The 15,770-nt window shown below is 47.9% G+C and carries 22 protein-coding genes; 16 read left to right on the plus strand and 6 right to left on the minus strand.

The features are described from left to right. Positions 1-5: 5 nt before the first annotated feature. The 4 genes from ACV7NC_RS10640 (at position 6) to ACV7NC_RS10655 (ending at position 4,214) form a co-directional block, all read left to right on the plus strand. Positions 6-1,151: a DUF7453 family protein gene (locus tag ACV7NC_RS10640; protein WP_458152551.1), complete on the plus strand. Its 1,146-nt coding sequence runs from the start codon at positions 6-8 to the stop codon at positions 1,149-1,151. A gap of 105 nt (positions 1,152-1,256) precedes the next feature. Further along, a complete protein-coding gene (locus ACV7NC_RS10645; RefSeq protein ID WP_458152552.1) occupies positions 1,257-2,018 on the plus strand; it encodes a DUF7453 family protein in 762 nt (253 codons plus the stop codon). 37 nt (positions 2,019-2,055) lie between these two features. Next, a complete protein-coding gene (locus ACV7NC_RS10650) occupies positions 2,056-3,093 on the plus strand; it encodes an IS630 family transposase (protein WP_458151853.1) in 1,038 nt (345 codons plus the stop codon). An 86-nt stretch (positions 3,094-3,179) separates the two neighbouring features. After that, the gene (locus tag ACV7NC_RS10655; RefSeq protein ID WP_458152553.1) at positions 3,180-4,214 is read left to right on the plus strand and encodes a DUF7453 family protein; all 1,035 of its coding nucleotides are present in this window, start codon (positions 3,180-3,182) and stop codon (positions 4,212-4,214) included. A 102-nt stretch (positions 4,215-4,316) separates the two neighbouring features. Here ACV7NC_RS10655 and ACV7NC_RS10660 read toward each other — a convergent pair whose 3' ends face one another. The 4 genes from ACV7NC_RS10660 to ACV7NC_RS10675 form a co-directional block, all read right to left on the minus strand. Then, a complete protein-coding gene (locus ACV7NC_RS10660; protein ID WP_458152554.1) occupies positions 4,317-4,658 on the minus strand; it encodes a hypothetical protein in 342 nt (113 codons plus the stop codon). A gap of 221 nt (positions 4,659-4,879) precedes the next feature. Then, positions 4,880-5,653 carry a complement resistance protein TraT gene (locus ACV7NC_RS10665; protein WP_458152555.1) on the minus strand — a complete coding sequence of 258 codons (774 nt, stop codon included), beginning with the start codon at positions 5,651-5,653 and terminating at the stop codon, positions 4,880-4,882. 111 nt (positions 5,654-5,764) lie between these two features. Beyond that, positions 5,765-6,118: a hypothetical protein gene (locus ACV7NC_RS10670; protein ID WP_458152556.1), complete on the minus strand. Its 354-nt coding sequence runs from the start codon at positions 6,116-6,118 to the stop codon at positions 5,765-5,767. Between the two features lie 246 nt (positions 6,119-6,364). Continuing rightward, entirely contained in the window at positions 6,365-6,727 is a 363-nt protein-coding gene (locus ACV7NC_RS10675; RefSeq protein WP_458152558.1) for a dihydroneopterin aldolase, read from the minus strand. Between the two features lie 81 nt (positions 6,728-6,808). Here ACV7NC_RS10675 and plsY point away from each other — a divergent pair, with 81 nt between their 5' ends. Beyond that, entirely contained in the window at positions 6,809-7,423 is a 615-nt protein-coding gene (gene plsY, locus ACV7NC_RS10680) for a glycerol-3-phosphate 1-O-acyltransferase PlsY (RefSeq protein ID WP_458152559.1), read from the plus strand. A gap of 2 nt (positions 7,424-7,425) precedes the next feature. On the opposite strand, the gene tsaD is transcribed toward plsY, so the two are convergent. Continuing rightward, the gene (gene tsaD / locus ACV7NC_RS10685; RefSeq protein ID WP_458154912.1) at positions 7,426-8,460 is read right to left on the minus strand and encodes a tRNA (adenosine(37)-N6)-threonylcarbamoyltransferase complex transferase subunit TsaD; all 1,035 of its coding nucleotides are present in this window, start codon (positions 8,458-8,460) and stop codon (positions 7,426-7,428) included. Positions 8,461-8,618: 158 nt separating this feature from the next. Here tsaD and ACV7NC_RS10690 point away from each other — a divergent pair, with 158 nt between their 5' ends. Then, a complete protein-coding gene (locus ACV7NC_RS10690; protein ID WP_458152561.1) occupies positions 8,619-8,822 on the plus strand; it encodes a DUF3460 family protein in 204 nt (67 codons plus the stop codon). Positions 8,823-8,897: 75 nt separating this feature from the next. Then, positions 8,898-9,389, plus strand: coding sequence for a hypothetical protein (locus ACV7NC_RS10695; protein WP_458152562.1), 492 nt, complete (start codon positions 8,898-8,900; stop codon positions 9,387-9,389). Here ACV7NC_RS10695 and ACV7NC_RS10700 read toward each other — a convergent pair. Next, positions 9,386-10,222 (minus strand): SDR family oxidoreductase, encoded by an 837-nt coding sequence (locus ACV7NC_RS10700; protein WP_458152563.1) that lies wholly within the window; start codon positions 10,220-10,222, stop codon positions 9,386-9,388. The two genes, ACV7NC_RS10695 and ACV7NC_RS10700, sit on opposite strands and share 4 nt — an antisense overlap. A 135-nt stretch (positions 10,223-10,357) precedes the next feature. Here ACV7NC_RS10700 and ACV7NC_RS10705 point away from each other — a divergent pair, with 135 nt between their 5' ends. The 9 genes from ACV7NC_RS10705 to ACV7NC_RS10745 all read left to right on the plus strand — a co-directional run bounded on the left by ACV7NC_RS10705 (position 10,358) and on the right by ACV7NC_RS10745 (position 15,763). Then, positions 10,358-10,723 (plus strand): DUF6164 family protein, encoded by a 366-nt coding sequence (locus ACV7NC_RS10705; protein ID WP_458152565.1) that lies wholly within the window; start codon positions 10,358-10,360, stop codon positions 10,721-10,723. 103 nt (positions 10,724-10,826) lie between these two features. After that, positions 10,827-11,348: a cytochrome P460 family protein gene (locus ACV7NC_RS10710; RefSeq protein ID WP_458152566.1), complete on the plus strand. Its 522-nt coding sequence runs from the start codon at positions 10,827-10,829 to the stop codon at positions 11,346-11,348. Between the two features lie 71 nt (positions 11,349-11,419). Further along, positions 11,420-11,806 (plus strand): Hpt domain-containing protein, encoded by a 387-nt coding sequence (locus ACV7NC_RS10715; RefSeq protein ID WP_458152567.1) that lies wholly within the window; start codon positions 11,420-11,422, stop codon positions 11,804-11,806. A 58-nt stretch (positions 11,807-11,864) separates the two neighbouring features. Then, positions 11,865-13,049, plus strand: coding sequence for an acetyl-CoA C-acyltransferase family protein (locus ACV7NC_RS10720; protein ID WP_458152568.1), 1,185 nt, complete (start codon positions 11,865-11,867; stop codon positions 13,047-13,049). Positions 13,050-13,170: 121 nt separating this feature from the next. Continuing rightward, positions 13,171-13,551 carry an ATP synthase subunit I gene (locus ACV7NC_RS10725; protein ID WP_458152569.1) on the plus strand — a complete coding sequence of 127 codons (381 nt, stop codon included), beginning with the start codon at positions 13,171-13,173 and terminating at the stop codon, positions 13,549-13,551. Positions 13,552-13,582: 31 nt separating this feature from the next. Beyond that, positions 13,583-14,392 (plus strand): F0F1 ATP synthase subunit A, encoded by an 810-nt coding sequence (gene atpB, locus ACV7NC_RS10730; protein WP_458152570.1) that lies wholly within the window; start codon positions 13,583-13,585, stop codon positions 14,390-14,392. Positions 14,393-14,444: 52 nt separating this feature from the next. Beyond that, complete coding sequence (atpE, locus tag ACV7NC_RS10735; protein ID WP_046848906.1) at positions 14,445-14,717, plus strand: F0F1 ATP synthase subunit C; 273 nt, start codon at positions 14,445-14,447, stop codon at positions 14,715-14,717. A 36-nt stretch (positions 14,718-14,753) separates the two neighbouring features. Then, positions 14,754-15,227, plus strand: a complete 474-nt coding sequence (locus tag ACV7NC_RS10740; protein WP_458152571.1) for a F0F1 ATP synthase subunit B — start codon at positions 14,754-14,756, stop codon at positions 15,225-15,227. Then, entirely contained in the window at positions 15,227-15,763 is a 537-nt protein-coding gene (locus ACV7NC_RS10745; RefSeq protein ID WP_458152572.1) for a F0F1 ATP synthase subunit delta, read from the plus strand. The genes ACV7NC_RS10740 and ACV7NC_RS10745 overlap by 1 nt, the downstream gene beginning before the upstream one ends. Positions 15,764-15,770: the final 7 nt, after the last annotated feature.

Here is a 15,770-nt window from a genome sequence, read left to right on the forward strand (position 1 = left end):
TATTATTGTGCCGAGTCAATAATCAGACTGGTAGTGTAGTTTTCAATGCTTTCCTCACGGCAGGGGATAAAAAAAGCTGTTCTTCCGGAGGTATCTTTAAGTGGAGTAATGGAAAAACAGAATTAATTGTTGCGGATGGTGATCCGGTGCCCGGCATGCCGGACGCAGTATTTGGGGTAAGTTTGACCGAGTCTCCACCAAAAATTAATGACCAGGACGAAATCATTTTTAACGCAAAATTGATTCAAATGACCACTCCTAGATCTACAAATAATAGTGTATGGGTTAAAAGCGGTCTGAATGAACCTAGATTACTGATCTTGAGTGGGGAAGGATTGAAAGAAAAACCGGATCATATAATCTTCTCGTCTATTTTTCCTATGCCTATTCTCGATTTCAATCATGCTAATTATGGTTATTCGATGCTTCCCGCTATTGCAAACGGTTTAGATGTATTGTTGGCCGGAAAGCCAAGAGAAATACAACCGTACGATGATCCGAAAGGAACGGGCGCCTCCCAACTGACTACGATTGCGTCTAAAAATGATCAACCACCCGGTTTCGATTCGAGCTGGTATTACAGTGTTTTTTCAAACCGAGCCATCAACAATGCCGGGCAATATGTGTTTGCGGGTTTTTCTAGTAATGCGCTAGAAAATCGCAGTGTTTTTGCCTTGTGGCGTGGAACCGGTACGGATCGGCCCAGATTGATTGCCAAGGACGGAATGAAATGGCCTATAAACAACGTTGAATACGTACTTAAAGATATCGATTTTTTTCCTACCGAGGCTGTGACCTTATCGACAGCGGGAGGGCAGTCATCGTGGTTTAGCGATGATGGTGAGATTGTGTTCCGTGCTTCTTTAAACAACAGCGCCAATTTAGCCATTCTGTTGATTACGGATGACAGCAAGGAACAAAGAATCTTCGGTCTGGCGGAACAGTTATTTCCCGGGCATTTTTCTCCATCGAATGTTGATAATCAACTCCTGGAAGGATTTGTCTACCGTTACTATCCAGCCACTAAAACTTATATCGGCATCAAGAATGGGGAAGTATTCGTTCTCGGCGATGCATTCGGCTCCGGCCCGCAGCGCATCGATACCGTCGACAACACCCTTCAATTCCTGGAAAATCTAGCGGGCTCATAATTTCCAGAAGCAGCTAATAAGCGCGCCATGCTCGTTTCGTTAAATGCGGGTATGGCGCTTTCATTTTATCGAGAACATTCATAATTTTAAATTCAAGGAGACGTAATGAATTTAATGCGATTATCGTTAACAATATTATTTTTTGTTTTGTTATTCTTTTCTGCGCAGTTATTGGCTGAGGTTCAAGTGATTGCCAGAACTAACCAGGCAGCAGCGGACTATCCTTCTGATGTCAGTTATTCTGGTTTTTTTGAACCGGTTATCGGTTCGTCAGGCCATATTGCATTTATTGGATCAACAGTAGACAGTAGAAGAACTAATACCCGTGCTGTGTGGGCCGGATTGCCAGGGCAATTGAAGGCAATCATCAAGGAGAACGATATTCCAGTTGGTTTTCCAAGAGAATTGTATTTGGGGCCATCATTTAATCAAACTCAGCCTGTGCTAACACAATCGGGGGCAGTGGGTATTTTGGCCTCGTTGGAAGGTGGTGCACCCAATACAAAAGGATTGTTAGCACATGTTGACGGGATAACTTATGGTGTCATGAAAACAGGCGATCAAGCGCCAGGATTTCCAGAAGGATTTACGGTTAGCGATATTTTGGATTTTGCATTTACCGATGCTGGAATGGTGATTGTAGGTTCAATTTCTGAGCTTATATTAAGTGGGCGTATGGGTATCTGGCATTGGAGTGAGCAAGGTATGAAGCTTATTACTTCGCCGATAGCCGATTGTTATTTCGCATATCCAAGTTTTGTCAGTATCAATCAGACTGGTGCAGTTGCTTTTTCGGCAAAACTGATAAAAGAAGATAATAAACCATGCACTCCATCTGCGGGAGTTTTTATTGACTCGGCACAATAATACTTGAAATTTATGAATCGCCCCCCATCTTGTTGAAATGGAAAAAGACGACGCAAGATATTCGACGCTGGAGCAACTGCATGAACGGCGCAAGCAAGTGGTGCGGTTGCATCGCAAGGGCTACGGCGTGATGCAAATTGTTGAGCTCAGTGGGCTTTCGTATCCGACAGTTCGGTTTGCGATAGATCGGTATGAAGAAGGCGGATTTTCCGCCCTGAAGCCAGGGATGCGAGGCAAGCGTGCTGGTCAAGGGCGGGCACTGACAGAGGAACAGGAACAAGCCATCCGCAAGATCATTTGTGACAAGCGTCCGGAGCAACTGAAGATGGAATTTGCGCTGTGGAATCGGGCGGCGGTCATGCAACTGATAGAGCGGGAGTACAGCATCAAGCTGTCGGTGCGCGGCGTAGGCAACTATCTGTCACGTTGGGGTTTCACTCCCCAGAAGCCGATCAAGAAGGCCTATGAGCAGCGGCCTGAAGCCGTACAAGCCTGGCTCAACGAGCAATACCCGGAAATTGAGAAGCGCGCCAAGGCGGAAGGCGGCGAGATTCACTGGGGCGATGAAACTGCCTTGGTCAATACCGATGTGCGCGGTCGTTGCTATGCTCCGGCAGGCAAGACGCCAGTCACCTACGCGACTGGTGGTGCGCGACAGAAGCTATCGATGATTGCCGCAGTGACGAATCAGGGCAAAACACGCTGGATGATCATCGACGAGGCCTTCAACGCCGACAGGCTGATCGAATTCCTCGAAGCGCTGATCAAGGATGCCGGGAAGAAGGTATTCTTGATTCTCGACAATCTGCGGGTTCATCACAGCAAACAGGTCAAGGCATGGGTCGCTGAACGACAAGACAAAATCGAGCTGTTCTACCTGCCCAGCTATAGCCCGGAACTGAATCCGGAGGAACGCCTCAATGCCGACCTCAAGCATGCCATCGGGACGAAAGTGCCGGTGCGCACCAAGGCCAAACTCAAACTCGCTGCCACCGAACACATGGTTAAACTTGAACAATCACCCGAACGGGTCAAAAGCTTCTTTCAAGATCCGAGGGTCAAATATGCCGCTTGAAACTTCAAACTTAATCTGGCCGGATCAATAAATGGAGCAACGGTAGCAGTCAGCTTCTGATCAGTGAGGGTGATCCGGTACCCGATATGCCTGGTACACGCTTTGTTCGTACCAGTATCAATAATCGTAGTGTATCGCCTATGATTAATGATCAGGGTTCGGTTATTTTTTATGCAGAATTAACGACAGACCCTAGCTATGATATAAAGAGAGCAAGTCCCAGTGCATGGGTGGCAGATGGAGCAAGTGAGCCAAGATTGTTCGTGCTGAATGGGGAAGATTTTACTACCCGCTCAAATACAGTTGAATCAATACTTTTTGGAGAGATTTTTGCATTATCCAAAGACAGTATACTGCGAAATTTTACCAATGATGATTTTGCAGTTATTCATGCATTTCCTCGTAGAACGAGTCGTATGCTATTGGCAGGAAAACCAAGGGAATTGCAGCCATATACCAACTTTGAAGCGCTTGGAGAAACGCAACTTGGTGTGATTGCGACTTCTTTTGATGCTGCATTTGGCTTTAGTGCCGATTGGCAGTTTCTTTCATTCCAAGAGCAAGCAGTTAATGAGAAGAAACAGTATGTGTTTGTAGGAAGCGCTCAACACTCTGTAGATAGAAGCAGAGTTAACGGTATTTGGCGTGGTGAAGGCGAAAACCGTCCGAGACTGATCGCCAAGGAAGGAATGAAAATATTTCAGAATGGTACGGAGAACACGCTTGATACAATCCGTTGGTTGGATCTTTCTCGTAGTTCATTGGATTCAAATTTGCCCAGGAATAGGTATACCCGGATAAGTGATAACGGCCAGATTGTATTTAGAGGTTTGCTGGATGATAAAAGTATGGGCATTTTCCTAATCACTGACGACAGCAAAGAACAAAAAATATTCAATTTGGCCGAACAGCTATTCCCGGAATATTTCTCTCCTGCCAATGTGGATGATCAACTATTGGAAGGATTTGTCTATCGCTATTATCCCGCGACCAAAACTTATATCGGCATTAAGAATGGGGAAGTATTTGTGTTAGGGGATGTATTTGGTTTCGGCCCGCAGCGTATAGATACTATAGAGAATACGCTGCGATTTCTGGAGGGAAAAGCAACTGGTTTGTGAGTAATCTTCCATGATCCGCTGAGAATGTTAATAAAAAATCCATTATCTTTCTCAGCGGAAAAATTTTGTGTATAAATCAATGCGGCAATAAGTGCGTGGCGTTTATTTTTTTTGAGTATTGCTCTTATTATTTTGCTGACGCATCTTGTTTTCGAGCTTATCCATTTGCTCCGGCGTCAGTATCGCCTGCAGGCTGATGCGGGTTTGTTCCTGGATTTGCTGCAGCTTGTTTCTTTCTTCATTAAACACCGCTTCCACCTTTTTCCGTTCGGTGTTGAAAATGGTTTCAACCTGATTGCGTTGTTCTTCACTGAGCTTCAGTTCTTTCGCCATACGGTTAACGGCTTCGCGACTGTCAGCAGGCTGGTTTTTCTGGGCGTGCGCAACAGTCATGCTACAAGATAAAATTAATACCATCGCTGCCGGAATGAATGGTCGTTGCATCGTTATCTCCTGATTAATGGAAAGGCATTTGGAAGATTTTTGCCGGTTGCTAGGGAAATGCTGATTAATTGACTATACGAGCGAATCACTTCGTTGCGCGGTACTCGCTCCCTCGCCTATCTTATTGATATGTCTCGGTTGCTGTGTGCCGTGCGCCTCGTGCTTCATCTCGTTCGCCGAATTAATCAGCGTTTCCCTAAGCAACCGGCATGCCGCATGGTTTAGAACAATCCGGAAATCGAGCGCGCCAAGCCATTTGTCAGCTCAGGCGCTGCTTCTTCGTACTGCAAATTAGCTTTATTGGCAGTGCTAACCACGCGAGTGCGGTATTTATTCATTTCACTGACTTTGGTCGAGGATTGCCGTCTGGCGCCACCAATGCCTTGTTTTGCATCTTGCTGCCGGTCTTCACGCACAATTACGCCATCTTCGACCCGTTCGGCGATTTCCACATCGGTAATTGCCATAAAAGTCACATCCTTCACTGCTGCGTCGGCAAGCGTGCTCGCCAAACCGAACGCCGCGGCACCGGCCAAGCCGCCGATACCGGCGCCGCTCCAACCGTCAATCGCAGCACCGGTCGCGGTACCTACTGCAGCGCCTAGCGCGGCGCTGCCCATGCCGCCATAACCGGCGCGCAATGCAGCCTCAGCAGCGGTCGGACTGGCTTTATCGACGCTCAACACATTGACTTGCAACCAATAATGCGCTTCTTTCGGATTGTTGAGGATGCGATAACCTCTTGCTTCGAGTGCACGAGCCACAGTCGCAGTGATGTCGAAGTTGGTTTTATCGGAGGTGTTGCGAACATTGATATAAATCGTTCGCTGATCCGGCTCGACGGGATCGAGAAAAATCGTATCGCTCATTTTAGTTTGGACATCCAGGTCTTTTTTGGCAATCGACGTATGAACCGCCGCGCAGCCGCTCAAGATCAAGGAAAAAACCAGCATCGCTGCCACTGCCCAAGTTGTCTTGTTGCTTACGTATCCCATCGCATCTCCCGTTTGTTAGTTTGAAAAGAAAAAACGCTTACTTAATAGCGGCCACTACAATCGGACGCTATTGTAAATGACTTTAAGCCGCGTGATGAGAGCGAATCCGGGTTACCAGCCGTAATAGTACGGCACATAGCTGGAGACGCCATACAGACCGCCATAATAGGGCCGCGCGTAACCACCGAAGTAACTGCCGTAACCGAAATTACCATAACCAAGCCCGCCGCAACCCAAACCGACGCACCCCGGTGTGAACCGTTGCGTTCTTGCCGATGGCATGCCGCGTTGCGTGGCTTCCTTCAGTGCCGAGTTCAAAGCCGCATCGGTCGGCACGCTGAAGCGTTTATTGACGGTTTCGGCGTTGAATTGCCGCTGTATCTCGCTGACATCTTGCCCTGCCACTGCAATATTGACCATCGAAATTGCAAATGCGGCAATGAGAATGGTTGGGATGGTGCGCATGGTATGCCTCCGTATCATGGACGTTTGAAAGCTATTATCAACTATCAGGCAAATGGTTGTAAATTTTCCAGTTGCGAAATAGCTGAGTTTCCCGGTTATTGTGCTGATCTGACAACGCTAACAGCGCGCCAACCTTGTTCCTCAGACTGTTACACGAATTAATTGTTCATCATGACGCCTCGACATTTTGCGCCGGTAAGTATTGCATCGATTCCAATCGATCTGAAGATGTCAGCGTGAAAAACGCTATTGTTTGTTTATGCTGCTACGTTCGATGCGCACGCCGAGCCGTTTGACGCCGCGGAGGATGCCGAGCTTGGCGACGCTGACTTTGACCCACGGCGAATGAAACTCGGTCAAAATGGTTTGCGCGATATGCTCGGCCAGTGCTTCCAGCAGCGAAAAATGTTGGTTCGTCAGAATGTCGTTGATGCGGCCGACGATCAATGCATAATCGAGTGCGTCGTCGATGTTGTCGGTCTGGCACGCGCGGCTGGTCGGTAGTGCTATTTCCAGGTCGATGCGGATGGTTTGCGGGACGATGCGTTCCCACGGGTAGACGCCGATCAGCGTTTTGGCTTTGAAGTCATGCAGAAAAATAATATCCATCGGTGATTCAGCGGTAAAATGGGCGTCATTGCGTGAGCGATAGCGGATTCTAATCTATTTTTTCCCTGTGGTACTGATGACATGACATTATTGCTATTTGCCGTACTGGCTTATGTGCTCGGCTCCGTGCCGTTCGCGATGATTTCAAGCTGGATTTTTCAATTGCCCGATCCGCGCACTTACGGCTCGAAAAATCCCGGCGCGACCAACGTGCTGCGCAGCGGCAAGAAGGCCGCGGCGGTGCTGACTTTGCTCGGCGACGCCGGTAAAGGCTGGCTGGCGGTGTTTCTGGCGCAAACTTACGCGTCGCAATGGGGATTGGGCGATGAAGCGGTCGCCGTGGCGGTGTTGGCGGTATTTCTCGGACATGTATTTCCAGTGTTTTTGCGTTTTCAAGGTGGCAAAGGCGTGGCGACCGCGGTCGGTGTATTGCTCGGCTTGAATCTGTGGCTCGGATTGCTGGCGATGGCGACTTGGCTGCTGGTGGCATTCGTTTGGCGCATTTCGTCGCTGTCGGCGTTGGTTGCGGCGGCATTAGCACCGCTGTACAGCATCGGTCTGCTCGGTTTTGAAGCCGCCGGTACGCTGGCGGTTTCGGCGATGTCGTTGTTGCTGATCTGGCGTCACCGGTCGAATATCGTCAATTTGCTGGCGGGCAAGGAAGGGCGTATCGGCGAGAAAAAATCCCCTGAGTAGTCTCAATCGCTCTCGGGCGTTCGCAGCATTTCCAAATTCCAGCGCGCATGCACATTGAAACTGCGCGCCGGTTGCCGGGCGGATTCCGGCATCGCTTGCAGCCGCATGGCACCGGCAAACGCGATCATGGCGCCGTTGTCGGTGCAGAATTCCAGTTCCGGGTAAAACACCGTGGCGCCTTTGGCTGCCGCTTTGCGGGTCAGCGTGTGGCGCAGCTGTTCGTTGGCGCCGACGCCGCCAGCCACCACTAATTGTTTCAGTCCGCTTTGCGCCAATGCGGCCAGCGATTTTCCGGTTAATACTTCGACAACCGCTTCTTGAAACGCCAGCGCGATATCGGCGCGGATTGGGTCGGTGAGCTCCTGCTTGTTGAGTAAGGTCAGCACCGCAGTTTTGAGGCCGCTGAAACTGAAATTCAGATCGCCGCTGTTGAGCATCGGGCGTGGCAGTTTGAATTGCCCGGGCCGGCCTTGCCGGGCGAGTTTCGATAACGCCGCGCCGCCCGGATAGCCCAATCCCAGCAATTTCGCGGTTTTGTCGAAGGCTTCACCGGCGGCGTCGTCGACGGTTTCGCCGAGCAAACGGTAATGTCCGACGGCATCGACTTGCATCAACTGGGTATGCCCGCCGGACACGAGCAAGGCGATGAACGGAAAAACCGGCGCCGGTTTCGAGAGCAGCGGCGACAGTAAGTGACCTTCGAGGTGGTGGATGCCGATCGCTGGAATATTCAACGCAAAACTCATTGCAGCGCCGATACTGGCGCCGACCAGCAACGCACCGGCTAATCCCGGGCCTTGGGTGTAGGCGATCGCATCGACTTGGCGTAATTCGCAATTGGCCTTGGCGAGTGCTTGCGTAATCAGCGGCAGCACGCGGCGGATATGATCGCGCGAAGCCAGTTCCGGCACCACACCGCCGTATTCGCGGTGCATGGCGATTTGCGAATACAGCGTATGGCTGAGCAGGCCGTGTTCAGTGTCGTAGAGCGCAATACCGGTTTCATCGCACGAGGTTTCAATGCCTAGCACCAGCATGGCAATCGTGAGCAACTGTGATTTTTGGGTGTCGTCATGCCGGTATTTTATCACTAAGGTGAATGACTAAGCGCTTCCCTCGGTGTTGACAAGGCTGTATCGAAATACCGAGCTATGTTAAAGTTCGCATTTTTATAGTTTCTAAGCAGGAGATCATCATGGATTACAGTTACGAATCGGATCACACCAAATTCATGCGTGAATTTTTGGATAAAAACCCGAAGATCCAGGAGAAGCGGATAGAAGCGCGTAGCCGCTGGTGGGATCGCGAACAGAATCTTGAGGAAAACAAGCGTTTTCAGGAATCGGCTGAGCCGATGAAACCGTATGTATACTTTGGTGGCTGGGGAAAAACTGATTAACCGCTTGCGCAGGCCATTAATCAGCGTTTCATTGGCATCGATGTCATTGAGGGGTTGGCGTAACAGCTATTGACCATGAAAATATTAAGCATCTTATCGGTTGTAGGGCTGCTGACAGCCTGCGCCAATTTTCCGGATACGCAACAAAACACGCAGCGTTTTGAGGAAAAATTTTCCGGAGAACACGCTGTGCTGGCACAATGCGTCGTTGTTAAATTGCAATCCGACGGGCGTTCATTTTTGCGCCCGCTGCAATTCAGAAACCGGCAATTCCCCGATATTCATGCTTCGGAAATTCATGCATACGATACCCGCTACTTGCGCGGCGCTATTGCTACCTATGCGCCTTCCAATCCCGATGCGGTGCTGATTTATGGCAGCCCGGAAGTGGAAGTGCAATCGGCCGATCAACGTAGCAAAAACGACCAAGCGCCTTACGCATTCGCGTTGCTGCTGCAGCAAACCGATGACCGCAGTGTGCAAGCTTCGCTGCGTGGCGATACATTTTTCGGTCAGATTGCATGGAAAATGCTGCAGAGCTGTGCGGCGTCTGCAACAAATCCTTAGTTGCTGTTGCCGGATTTGGCGAGCAGCACATCTAATGCGCGCGTGCTAAGAATACGCTTGAGAAAGCCAAACAGATAGGTTGGTACCGTGACGTAGTAGCGCGGCTTTGGATTTTCCGCTTCCAGCGCATGGATGACGCGTTTCAGCACCGCTTCGGGCGGTAAGGTGAACGGCACGGCGGGTCCGGGTTTGTTCAACCGGGCTAGCACTCCCTGGTATTTTTCGCGGTGGAAGCTATTCTCGATGTCGATATACTTTGCCAGCGCTTCAACCGCATTGGCGCGGAATTTGCTGGCAATCGGACCGGGTTCGATCAGGCTGACATGCACATTGCTGCCGCGCAGTTCCAGCCGTAACGTATCGCTTAGTCCTTCAATAGCGTATTTGGAGGCGTTGTACGCGCCGCGGAAAGGCAATGCGACAAAACCCAGCACCGAGCTGTTCTGGATGATTCGCCCGTAGCCTTGTTTGCGCATTACGGGCACCGCTAGATTGGTTAATTCTTGCCAACCGAAAACATTGGTTTCAAATTGCGCGCGCAATGCGTCGCGATGCAAGTCTTCAACTGCGCCAGGTAAGCCGAATGCGCCATTGTTGAACAACGCGTAGAGTTCCCCGCCGGTGCGCCGCAACGTTTCTTCAAAGGCAAAATGAATCGAATTGGAATCGTTTAAATCCAGGCGGAAACTCTCGAAGCCTTCGGCAAGCAATGATTCGACACTATCGCGTTTCCTTGCCGTGGCAAATACCCGATAGCCTCGTTCTCGCAGTCCTTTTGCAACGCAATGGCCAATGCCGCTGGAACAGCCCGTGATCAGTATGGTTTTTGTCATTGAAGTAATCAGTTAACTGTATAATTTTTAGCAAGAAGGTTGCTGGCTGCTTAAAGTCGCTTCCCGTCGCTAAGCCAACCTTCGCCGCTATTGCGGCTCTGCTTTTTTAGAAAATAACACAACCGACGAGGATTCATGGCAAAAATTTTATTCCGGTTAAACGGTGTTCCTGACGACGAAGCACACGATGTGCGCGAGTTGCTGATCGAAAATGCGATTGATTTTTATGAGACATCGGCGGGGAATTGGGGCGTGTCAATCGCAGCGATATGGTTGGCGGATGACAGTCAGTACGAGAAAGCCCGCGCGCTCGTGGATGCGTATCAGCAGGATCGCAGCACACGAATGCGCGAAGCATACGAACGTGCGAAACGCAATGGGGAAAATCAAACCTTTCTTGGATCGGTTAGAGATAAACCGGTCAGTTTTGCGGTGCACCTGGCGCTTGCTGCTTTGGTTCTTTATTTATCGGCAAAATTGGTGCTGGATCTGGCAGCATAGACAAGTTTTATCGAGCCAACAATTTTTATCGCTTTATGCGGTATGATACCGATCGAAAATCTGTTTTACCTCGTAACCTTTAATATTATTTAGGAGAAAAGACATGAAAAATATATTTAGAACAGTGGCTTCTTTATTGGCTTTTACACCATTGCTGGTTCAGGCAGGTGGCGATCCTGAACACGTTAAATTTCCTAAAGATTACGATAAAAATTTCACCCTGTATGCCACGATGAACCGTGCAAATCAGACGCAACTGGCGAAGCTGTATGCCAATGAAGCCACCATTTCCAGCTATAAGCAAGGAAAACATGGCGGGTCGGGTGCAGTTGTGGTAATGGAAATTTATACGCCGAAAAAAGATGCAGAAGGTAAGCCGATTCCCGGTAGCGATGGTCTTTTTGAAATCGATTCTTTGGCAGCAGTGGCTGTAATGGAAAACAGAAGTGATTGGGACGCATCTTTTCCAAAAGAAAACCGGACGGGCGATTGGGGTTTTGCACTTTACAATCCGGATGGCAGCGTGAAAAGCAACGAACTGAATTGTGTTCAATGCCATACGCCATTGCAAGCGCAGGATTTCCTGTTTACTTACCAGAAACTGGTTGATTTTGTGAAAAAATAATCAACTGCTGAACAAATTTGGCGGATAGTACTGCTATCCGCCGATCATGCAACGGATAGCGCCATTTCGGTATGAGCTTTGATCCTGACGGTCGGATGCCGGTGACTGCTGTAATCAATTTGGATAGATTGAATGCGTTACGGCAACTGGATCCGAATGGTAACACGGGGTTTCTGAAGAGATTAGTCAATATTTTTTTAGCGTCTACCCCCGATTTTGTCAAGAACATCGAAACAGCCATTCAAGCGGGTGATCGTGCTGAGCTTGTACGAGGAGTTCATTCACTGCGATCGAGCGCGGCCAATGTGGGCGCTGAGAAACTTTCCGAGATTTGCCGGTTGTTGGAAGAATCCGGCGATCATTTGCAAAGCGATAACATCGTTAATTTGCTGTTGCGATTGCAGAATGAGTTCCGGTCAGTGACAAACGCGCTGCAGCAATTGCAGGGGGATTTGTGATGTCGACTGAGATTGCAGTGATGCTGAAATTGTAACGAGAAGTTAAAGCCTTAATGCTATGCGAGAAGTTGTCATATTAAGTGGTGTGCGAACGGCAATCGGTGATTATGGCGGTTCATTGAAAGATATCGCGCCCGCTGACTTGGCGGCTAAAGTGGTTGACGAAGCTGTCCGGCGTGCACAGGTAGATGCAGCAGAGATCGGGCATCTGGTGTTCGGTAATGTTATTCATACCGAAGCGCGTGATATGTATCTGGCCCGCGTCGCGGCTATTCAAGGCAAGCTGCCGCAGCATGTATCAGCGCTGAGCGTGAATCGGCTATGCGGTAGCGGGTTACAGGCGATTATTTCAGCGGCGCAAACTATCCTGATGAATGATACCGATGTGGCTGTGGCTGGCGGCGCTGAATCCATGAGTCGTGGCGGTTATTTGTTGCCGTCGTTGCGCTGGGGCCAGCGCATGAATGATGGCAATGCGGTGGATATGATGGTGGGCGCACTAACTGATCCTTTTGATCGTGCGCACATGGGCATTACCGCAGAGAATATCGCATCGAAATGGGAGATCAGCCGGCACGAACAGGATGTTTATGCGGTTGAAAGCCACAAACGTGCGTTACACGCAATCAAAAACGGTTATTTCAAAGAACAAATTCTGCCGGTTGAAATTTCCAATCGTAAGGGAACAATTGTTTTTGATACGGATGAGCATCCTCGAGAGAATATGGACATTAAGGAACTTGCTCAATTGAGACCCGTGTTCAAACGGGATGGAACGGTTACCGCGGGCAATGCTTCAGGTATTAATGATTGTGCTGCTGCTTTGGTATTAATGGAACGGGGCGCGGCATTGAAGCGAAAATTAAAACCGATGGCGCGTCTTGTTTCCTATGGCCATGCCGGTGTGGATCCGAAGTTCATGGGCATGGGGCCGGTGCCCGCTGTGCAAAATTCGCTTCAGCGGGCAAGTCTTAAAATTACCGATATGGATGTTATTGAATCCAACGAAGCATTTGCGGTGCAAGCATGTGCTGTAGCAAAAGAATTACATTTTGATCCTGATAAAACCAATCCAAACGGTGGTGCTGTAGCATTAGGTCATCCAATAGGCGCGACTGGCTCAATCCTTACCATCAAAGCCATTTATGAGCTGAACCGGATTGGCGGGCAATATGCATTGGTTACGATGTGTATCGGCGGCGGCCAAGGGATTGCGGCTATTTTTGAAAGACTCGAATCCTAGTTTCTATTCGGTAGAAAAGGGTTTTAAAGGAATTCTACGTTGACTGTGTAGCGTTATTAGACTATAGTTGCGGTTTTTTTAAGTGTAGTTATGCTGTCTATTCCAAAGGCAGGTGGAAAACATGTCTTGGATAAAGAGTAGGCCGCTCAAAATTGTTCTTCGCATACAATTCCTGGTTACGCTAATAGCAGTGTGCGGATTTTGGTTGTTAGTAGATAGGCACGGCGGGGTTTCAGCATTGCTCGGAGGGATGATAAGCGTGGCTACTACAGCGGTTTATGCAATTATTGTTTCTCAACACAGTGGTTATACGGCAGGTGCAGCACTTAGAACTGCGCTGAGAGCTGAAGCCGTCAAAATAGTATTGACGGTCGGCTTGTTGTGGATTGTGTTTAAATATTACGAAAGTGTTAATGCGTTTGTATTTATTGGAACATTTATACTAACGGTTCTGATTTATAGTCTAGCGCTTTTAATAGCTGACGAAGCAAAGTCAAAATAAGATAAATTCATCATAGCGAAGTAGGCAGTACATGGCATCCGAAACAGAACTTACTCCAACATCATATATTGATCATCACCTAACCTATTTAACAACCCAAGTAAGCGAAGGCTCGTTCTGGGTGCTTCATGTCGATACCTTGGTAACTTCGGTTATTCTGGGCATTATAAGCTTGGGTTTCATCTGGTTGGTTGTTCGTAAAGCGACCGCAGGAGTTCCTTCTAAAACTCAAGCATTTGTAGAATTGGCTGTAGAGTTTATCGATAATGAAGTGAAGAATACTTTTCATGGTAATAGGCATGCGCTGGTTGCGCCGATGGCTTTAACTATATTCATCTGGGTATTAATGATGAATGCCATGGATATTTTGCCGATTGATATCATGGCATGGATTACTGAAAATGTTTTTGGTTTGCACAATTGGAAGATCGTGCCCACGACTGATGTCAATACAACTTTTGCTCTGGCTCTTTCCGTTTGGATTTTAATGCTGTTCTTTAATGTAAAAGTTAAGGGATTTGGTGGCTGGATGCATGAGCTTTTCTGTACGCCATTCGGAAAGAATCCATTATTATGGATATTAAATTTACTGTTCAACTTTATTGAATATGTATCCAAGCCGCTTTCGCACTCGTTGCGATTATTTGGAAATATCTACGCGGGCGAGATTATATTTTTATTGTTGGGAATGTGGGCTGCGACCGGAATCTCGGGAACTATTTTTGGAGCGATTCTCGGTGCGGGATGGGCGATATTTCACATTTTGATTGTGACCTTGCAAGCTTTTATTTTTATGATGCTGACGGTAGTTTATATTTCAATGGCACACGAATCCCATTAAAATCCAAAGTTTTATTTGTTGTATTTTATTAATCTTTTAGAAGGAAATTAAAATGGAGAATTTGCAGTTTTTAGCAATGATTCAAGCATATACTGGAATTGGTATTGGTTTGATGATCGGGCTCGGTGCGGCGGGAGCCTGTATCGGTGTGGGTGTAATGTGCAGCCGTTTTCTTGAAGGTGCAGCACGTCAGCCAGAAATGATTCCGACCTTGCAAGGCAAGGTATTTTTGTTGCTGGGGTTAACTGACGCGTCTTTCATTATTGCTGTTGGTTTAGCGATGCTGTTTGCATTTGGTAATCCATTGTTAGCAGTGATTCAGTAAAGAGTTGTCATTTCAATCTGAATTTATAGGCTTGTCATGAATATTAATTTTACTTTAATTTCTCAGGCGATAGCCTTCTCGGTTTTTATTTGGTTCACTGTTAAATTTGTATGGCCGCCGCTGTTGCGGGCGATTGAAGAAAGGCAAAAAACAATTGCTGATGGGCTGGCAGCAGGTGAACGTGGTCGTCATGAATTAGAATTGGCGAACCAACGATCAGCCGATGTTTTGAAAGATGCGAAACAAAGGGCATCGGAAATAATAGTGCAAGCTGAGAAGCGTGCTTCAGAAATTATTGAGGAAGCAAAAAAAGTTGCAAAAGAGGAAGGCGATCGTATTGTTGCTGGAGCAAAAGCTGAAATCGAACACGAAATGTTCAGTGCAAAAGAGGTCTTAAGGCAACAAGTTGCGGATATTGCGCTTGCTGGCGCAGCAAAAATTTTGCGTCGCGAGATAAATGCGAGTGCTCATGCTGAATTACTTGATACGATACGGGATGATCTAAAATAATGGCTGAAGCAATTACAGTTGCCAGACCTTATGCAGAGGCTGTATTTAGGCTAGCCTTAGAAAATAAGGGATTGTCGCAGTGGTCTAAAATTTTGCAAATTGCTGCTGAAATCGCTGAGGATACACAAATTAAGATGCTGATTGGTAATCCGATAGTCCCAGCAACGCAATTAAGTGAACTAATCCTTGAAATTGGCGGAAAAAAATTTACGCCGGAAGCCCGTAATTTCATCAAGCTGATGGTTGAGAACAAGCGAGTATTTGTGTTGCCTCAAGTTAGGGATTTATTCGAGCAACTTAAAGCACAAAACGAAGGGATCCTTGAAGCGAAGATCATTACGGCTTTTAAACTAGAAAGCGGTCAATTAGATAATTTGGTGGCTGATTTAGAAAAAAAATTCAATCGCAAGGTTGAAGCTCAAGTGAGTGTAGATCCCGAGATAATCGGCGGAGTGAAGGTTGAAATCGGTGATGAAATCTTCGATGCTTCAGTGCGCGGGAGACTTGAAGCGATGACCATTGCCCTTAAAAGCTAGGAGTTAA

The sequence above is a fragment of the Nitrosomonas limosa genome (assembly GCF_054188085.1).

Bases quoted from the DNA above. Each gene is read 5' to 3' on its own strand.
- ACV7NC_RS10645 (WP_458152552.1), top strand. From the start codon at position 1,257: ATGAATTTAATGCGATTATCGTTAACAATATTATTTTTTGTTTTGTTA.
- atpB (WP_458152570.1), top strand. From the start codon at position 13,583: ATGGCATCCGAAACAGAACTTACTCCAACATCATATATTGATCATCAC.
- ACV7NC_RS10655 (WP_458152553.1), top strand. From the start codon at position 3,180: ATGCCTGGTACACGCTTTGTTCGTACCAGTATCAATAATCGTAGTGTA.
- ACV7NC_RS10700 (WP_458152563.1), bottom strand. From the start codon at position 10,222: ATGACAAAAACCATACTGATCACGGGCTGTTCCAGCGGCATTGGCCAT.
- atpE (WP_046848906.1), top strand. From the start codon at position 14,445: ATGGAGAATTTGCAGTTTTTAGCAATGATTCAAGCATATACTGGAATT.
- tsaD (WP_458154912.1), bottom strand. From the start codon at position 8,460: ATGCTGGTGCTAGGCATTGAAACCTCGTGCGATGAAACCGGTATTGCG.
- ACV7NC_RS10715 (WP_458152567.1), top strand. From the start codon at position 11,420: ATGAGCTTTGATCCTGACGGTCGGATGCCGGTGACTGCTGTAATCAAT.
- ACV7NC_RS10725 (WP_458152569.1), top strand. From the start codon at position 13,171: ATGTCTTGGATAAAGAGTAGGCCGCTCAAAATTGTTCTTCGCATACAA.
- ACV7NC_RS10705 (WP_458152565.1), top strand. From the start codon at position 10,358: ATGGCAAAAATTTTATTCCGGTTAAACGGTGTTCCTGACGACGAAGCA.
- ACV7NC_RS10745 (WP_458152572.1), top strand. From the start codon at position 15,227: ATGGCTGAAGCAATTACAGTTGCCAGACCTTATGCAGAGGCTGTATTT.
- ACV7NC_RS10740 (WP_458152571.1), top strand. From the start codon at position 14,754: ATGAATATTAATTTTACTTTAATTTCTCAGGCGATAGCCTTCTCGGTT.
- ACV7NC_RS10660 (WP_458152554.1), bottom strand. From the start codon at position 4,658: ATGCAACGACCATTCATTCCGGCAGCGATGGTATTAATTTTATCTTGT.
- ACV7NC_RS10665 (WP_458152555.1), bottom strand. From the start codon at position 5,653: ATGGGATACGTAAGCAACAAGACAACTTGGGCAGTGGCAGCGATGCTG.
- ACV7NC_RS10690 (WP_458152561.1), top strand. From the start codon at position 8,619: ATGGATTACAGTTACGAATCGGATCACACCAAATTCATGCGTGAATTT.
- ACV7NC_RS10650 (WP_458151853.1), top strand. From the start codon at position 2,056: ATGGAAAAAGACGACGCAAGATATTCGACGCTGGAGCAACTGCATGAA.
- ACV7NC_RS10675 (WP_458152558.1), bottom strand. From the start codon at position 6,727: ATGGATATTATTTTTCTGCATGACTTCAAAGCCAAAACGCTGATCGGC.
- plsY (WP_458152559.1), top strand. From the start codon at position 6,809: ATGACATTATTGCTATTTGCCGTACTGGCTTATGTGCTCGGCTCCGTG.
- ACV7NC_RS10710 (WP_458152566.1), top strand. From the start codon at position 10,827: ATGAAAAATATATTTAGAACAGTGGCTTCTTTATTGGCTTTTACACCA.
- ACV7NC_RS10720 (WP_458152568.1), top strand. From the start codon at position 11,865: ATGCGAGAAGTTGTCATATTAAGTGGTGTGCGAACGGCAATCGGTGAT.
- ACV7NC_RS10695 (WP_458152562.1), top strand. From the start codon at position 8,898: ATGAAAATATTAAGCATCTTATCGGTTGTAGGGCTGCTGACAGCCTGC.
- ACV7NC_RS10670 (WP_458152556.1), bottom strand. From the start codon at position 6,118: ATGCGCACCATCCCAACCATTCTCATTGCCGCATTTGCAATTTCGATG.